This window comes from Bordetella petrii, assembly GCF_020991325.1.
Taxonomy (GTDB): domain Bacteria; phylum Pseudomonadota; class Gammaproteobacteria; order Burkholderiales; family Burkholderiaceae_B; genus Bordetella_A; species Bordetella_A petrii_E.
Genome location: NZ_JAJMLX010000353.1, coordinates 1 through 4,113 on the forward strand (window position 1 = coordinate 1; position 4,113 = coordinate 4,113).

The 4,113-nt window shown below is 65.2% G+C and carries 4 protein-coding genes and 1 pseudogene; all 5 read right to left on the reverse strand.

The features are described from left to right. On the reverse strand, positions 1 to 1,916 hold a 1,916-nt coding region (gene pheT, locus LPZ50_RS22675; RefSeq protein WP_230665085.1), incomplete at its 3' end, for a phenylalanine--tRNA ligase subunit beta. A gap of 13 nt (positions 1,917 to 1,929) precedes the next feature. Beyond that, positions 1,930 to 2,952 (reverse strand): phenylalanine--tRNA ligase subunit alpha, encoded by a 1,023-nt coding sequence (gene pheS, locus LPZ50_RS22680; protein WP_230665086.1) that lies wholly within the window; start codon positions 2,950 to 2,952, stop codon positions 1,930 to 1,932. Positions 2,953 to 3,093: 141 nt separating this feature from the next. Beyond that, positions 3,094 to 3,453: a 50S ribosomal protein L20 gene (gene rplT / locus LPZ50_RS22685; RefSeq protein WP_026637986.1), complete on the reverse strand. Its 360-nt coding sequence runs from the start codon at positions 3,451 to 3,453 to the stop codon at positions 3,094 to 3,096. Positions 3,454 to 3,468: 15 nt separating this feature from the next. Beyond that, positions 3,469 to 3,666 carry a 50S ribosomal protein L35 gene (gene rpmI / locus LPZ50_RS22690; protein WP_012249552.1) on the reverse strand — a complete coding sequence of 66 codons (198 nt, stop codon included), beginning with the start codon at positions 3,664 to 3,666 and terminating at the stop codon, positions 3,469 to 3,471. Positions 3,667 to 3,857: 191 nt separating this feature from the next. Continuing rightward, positions 3,858 to 4,113 (reverse strand): annotated as a pseudogene (locus tag LPZ50_RS22695) (ATP-dependent protease); the annotation flags it as partial.

Here is a 4,113-nt window from a genome sequence, read left to right on the forward strand (position 1 = left end):
TCGAAGCGAAGCTGCCCGGCGCGCGCGCCGAACAAGGCCTGCACGTCCATTTTCACGTCGTAGAAATCGACATGGCGCGTGGCCGCTCCCCATTGTTCTTCAAGCGCCGGCCCCCAGGCCGCGCCGGCCAGGCGCAGCGGCTGGCGCACGCCCGCCACATCGAGCGGGCCGTCCTGGTGGGCAGCGTCGCGCAGGAACACGCGGCCCAGCTCGAACACGCGCACGCGCGACTGCTTGCGGTTGGCGTTGTAGCGGATATTGGCCAACAGGCCGCCGATAAGGCTGGAACGCATCACCGACAAATGGCTGGCAATGGGGTTCAGCAGGCGGACCGGATTGTCATTGCCGGCGAAATCGCGTTCCCAATCAGCTTCGACGAAGCTGTAGTTAACGACCTCTTGGTAGTCTTGCGCGGCCACCAGGCGGCGCAGCGCATGCGGGCCGCGCCGCTGTTCCGGTTGCGCCAGCATCTGCGCGCGCGCCACCGGCGGCACGTCGGGCAGGCGCTCGAAGCCATGGATGCGGGCCACCTCTTCGATGAGGTCTTCTTCGATTTGCAGATCGAAGCGGTACGACGGCGGCTCGACGATGAAATCGTCGCCCTGGACCTGGAACGGCAGGCCCAGGCTGGTGAAGATCTGCGCCACTTCGACTTGCGGCACCGGCACGCCCAGCACGCGGTGGCAGCGCGACAGGCGCATGCGCACGGGCTCGCGGCGCGGCAGGTTGATCACCTGGTCGTCGATGGGGCCGGCCTGCCCGCCGCAGATGTCCAGGATCAGGCGCGAAATGAATTCCAGGTGCTCGGGAATGCTGGCGTAATCGACGCCTCGCTCGAAACGGTGGCTGGCCTCGGAACTGAATTTGTAGCGGCGTGCGCGCCCGGCAATGGCCTCGGGCCACCAGAACGCGGCTTCCACGTAGATGTTGGCGGTATCCAGCGTGACGGCGGTGGCTTCGCCACCCATGATGCCGGCCAGGCTTTCCACCTGGTCGCCGGCCACCACCACGCCCACCTTGCCGGTCAGCTCGACGGTCTGGCCGTTCAGCAGTTCCAGACTTTCACCTTCGCGCGCCCAGCGCACTTCGATATCACCGCGGATCTTGTCCAGGTCAAACACATGCGACGGACGGCCCAGTTCGAGCATGACGTAGTTCGAGATATCGACCAGCGCCGACACCGAACGCTGGCCGGCGCGCTCCAGGCGTGCCTTCATCCAGGCCGGCGTCGCGGCGCGCGCATTCACGCCGCGGATCACGCGCCCGGCGAACCGGCCGCAAAGGTCAGGCGCCTGCACCCGCACCGGAATGCGGTCGGACAGTCTGACAGGCACGGCCACCGCGGTAGGCACCGACAACGGCGCGCCCGTCAGCGCGGCCACTTCGCGCGCCACGCCCAGGATGGACAGGCAATCGGCGCGGTTGGGCGTGAGTTTCAGCGTGAACAGCGTGTCGTCCAGGTCCAGCGCCTCGCGCAGCGACTGGCCGGGCAGCAGGTCGGCCGGCAATTCAAGCAGGCCGGCATGGTCTTGCGACAGCCCCAGTTCGCGCGCCGAGCACAGCATGCCGGCGGACTGCACGCCGCGCATCTTGGCCATGCCGATTTTCATGCCGCCCGGCAATTCGGCGCCCACGCGCGCCAGCGGCACGGTCAGGCCCTGCGCCGCATTCGGCGCGCCGCAGACGATCTGCAAGGCCTGGCCGGAACCATCGTCCACCTGGCACACGCGCAGCTTGTCGGCATCGGGGTGCGGGGCAATGGAGGTGATGCGCGCCACCACCACGCCGCTGAAAGGCGGTGCCGCGGTGGCGGTTTCTTCGACCTCCAGGCCGGCCATGGTAAGCCGGTGCGCCAGTTCATCGGTTGCGATAGCGGGATTGACCAGGGCGCGCAGCCAGGATTCAGGAATTTGCATGATCAGCCGTGGGTTATTCGTTGAACTGGCGCAGGAAACGCAGGTCGCCTTCGTAGAACTGGCGCAGGTCGTCCACACCGTAGCGCAGCATGGTCAGGCGCTCCAGGCCGGAGCCGAACGCAAAGCCAATGTAGCGTTCCGGGTCGAGGCCGAAATTGCGCACCACTTGCGGGTGCACCTGGCCCGAACCGGAAATTTCCAGCCACCGGCCGCGATTGGGGCCGGACGTGAACATCATGTCGATCTCGGCCGAGGGCTCGGTGAACGGGAAGAACGACGGGCGGAAGCGCACGACCAGGTCGTCGTTCTCGAAAAAGCGGCGCAGGAAGTCGGTGTAGACGCCCTTCAGGTCGGCAAAGGAAATATCTTCGGCGATCCACAGCCCTTCCACTTGGTGGAACATGGGCGAATGGGTGGCGTCGCTGTCCACGCGGTACGTGCGGCCCGGCGCGATGACCTTGATGGGCGGCTTGTGCATGCGGGCATAGCGCACCTGCATGGGGCTGGTATGCGTGCGCAGCAGCAGCGGCAAGCCATCGCCGTCCTGCAGGTCGACGTAGAACGTGTCCTGCATGGAACGCGCGGGGTGGTCCAGCGGATTGTTCAGCGCGGTGAAGTTGGTCCAGTCGTTCTCGATCTCGGGGCCGTCGGCCACGTCGAAACCAATGGAGCGGAAAATTTCTTCTACCCGTTCCCAGCTGCGCGCGACGGGATGGATGCCTCCCATGGCGCGGCCGCGGCCGGGCAAGGTGACGTCGATGGTTTCCGAGGCCAGGCGGACGTCGAGCTCGGCTTGCGCCAGTTCCGCGCGGCGCTGGTTCAGCAGGGCTTCGATCTGCTGCTTGGCCTGGTTGATGCGGCCGCCCATTTCGCGCTTCTGCTCGGGGTCGAGCTTGCCCAGCCCCTTCAGCAGCACGGTCAGTGCGCCTTCCTTGCCCAGGAATCGCGCCTTGGCGTTTTCCAGGGCGGCGGCATCGGGCGCCGCGGCGAATCGTTCTTGGGCCTGGGAAACCAGGTCGTCAGCCAATAGAGTCATGGAATCACAGCCTAAAAACAATGCCCCCGACGCAGCGCCTTCGGCTAGCGGTTCCTCGCGGAGGCTGTTTTGCCTTGAGCAAAATGCAAACGGGGCCGATCAGCCCCGTTTGCAGCGATGCGCGATACGATCAGCGCGCGATCAGGCAGACAAGGCGGCCTTGGCCTGTTGCACGATGGCGGCAAAACCAGCCTTGTCGCGCACGGCCAGATCGGCCAGCACCTTGCGGTCGAGTTCGATCGACGCTTTTTTCAGGCCGGCGATGAACACGCTGTAGCTCATGCCCTGTTCACGCACGGCGGCGTTGATGCGGGTGATCCACAGGGCGCGGAAGGTGCGCTTCTTGTTGCGACGGTCGCGGTAGGCATATTGCCCAGCGCGCATGACCGCCTGCTTGGCGATGCGGAATACATTACCGCGGCGGCCACGGTAACCCTTGGCGGCGGCGATGACTTTTTTATGACGGGCGCGGGCGGTAACGCCGCGTTTGACGCGAGGCATAGTGGATCTCCGTTATCAAGCGAAAGGCATCATGGCCTTGACGGAGGCCACGTTGGTTTCATGAACCGCCGCCGAACCGCGCAGTTGACGCTTGTTCTTGGTGGTTTTCTTGGTCAGGATGTGGCGCTTGAAAGCCTGGCCACGCTTGATGGACCCGCTGCCGCGAACCTGAAAGCGCTTCGACGCGCTTTTCTTGGTTTTCATCTTGGGCATGATGATTCCTAGTTTGTTGATTACATGGCACACAGGTGCTTGCGCAAGGCGGCTGCTTGAACTTCAAGCAGCCAACCCAGCCAAGGCTTGCCGAACCTGGCACCACTTCTGTTTTTTCCTGGAGAACCGGGAAAAGCCCTTGATTATATGGCAATTTTGGCGGTTTTGTCGAGCCGCTCGCGCAAGCCACCCTAGCGCAGGCTGCAACGGTATTGCAGCGCCTCTGCCACGTGCCGTGCCTGCAGCCGTTCCTGGCCGTCCAGATCGGCAATGGTGCGGGCTACGCGCAGGGCGCGGTGGGTGGCGCGCGCCGACCCATGCAGGCGCCGCATGGCCTGGTTCAAAAGCTGGCGGCCGTCGGCATCCAGGACGCAGTGGGCATCCAGGGCGGCACCCTGCAGGCCGGCATTCGGGCGCGCCTGCCCCTGCTGCTGGCGCTGGCGGCTA

Excerpts from the sequence above, each read along its gene's own strand:
- pheS (WP_230665086.1), bottom strand. The coding sequence starts at position 2,952 with ATGACTCTATTGGCTGACGACCTGGTTTCCCAGGCCCAAGAACGATTC.
- rplT (WP_026637986.1), bottom strand. The coding sequence starts at position 3,453 with ATGCCTCGCGTCAAACGCGGCGTTACCGCCCGCGCCCGTCATAAAAAA.
- rpmI (WP_012249552.1), bottom strand. The coding sequence starts at position 3,666 with ATGCCCAAGATGAAAACCAAGAAAAGCGCGTCGAAGCGCTTTCAGGTT.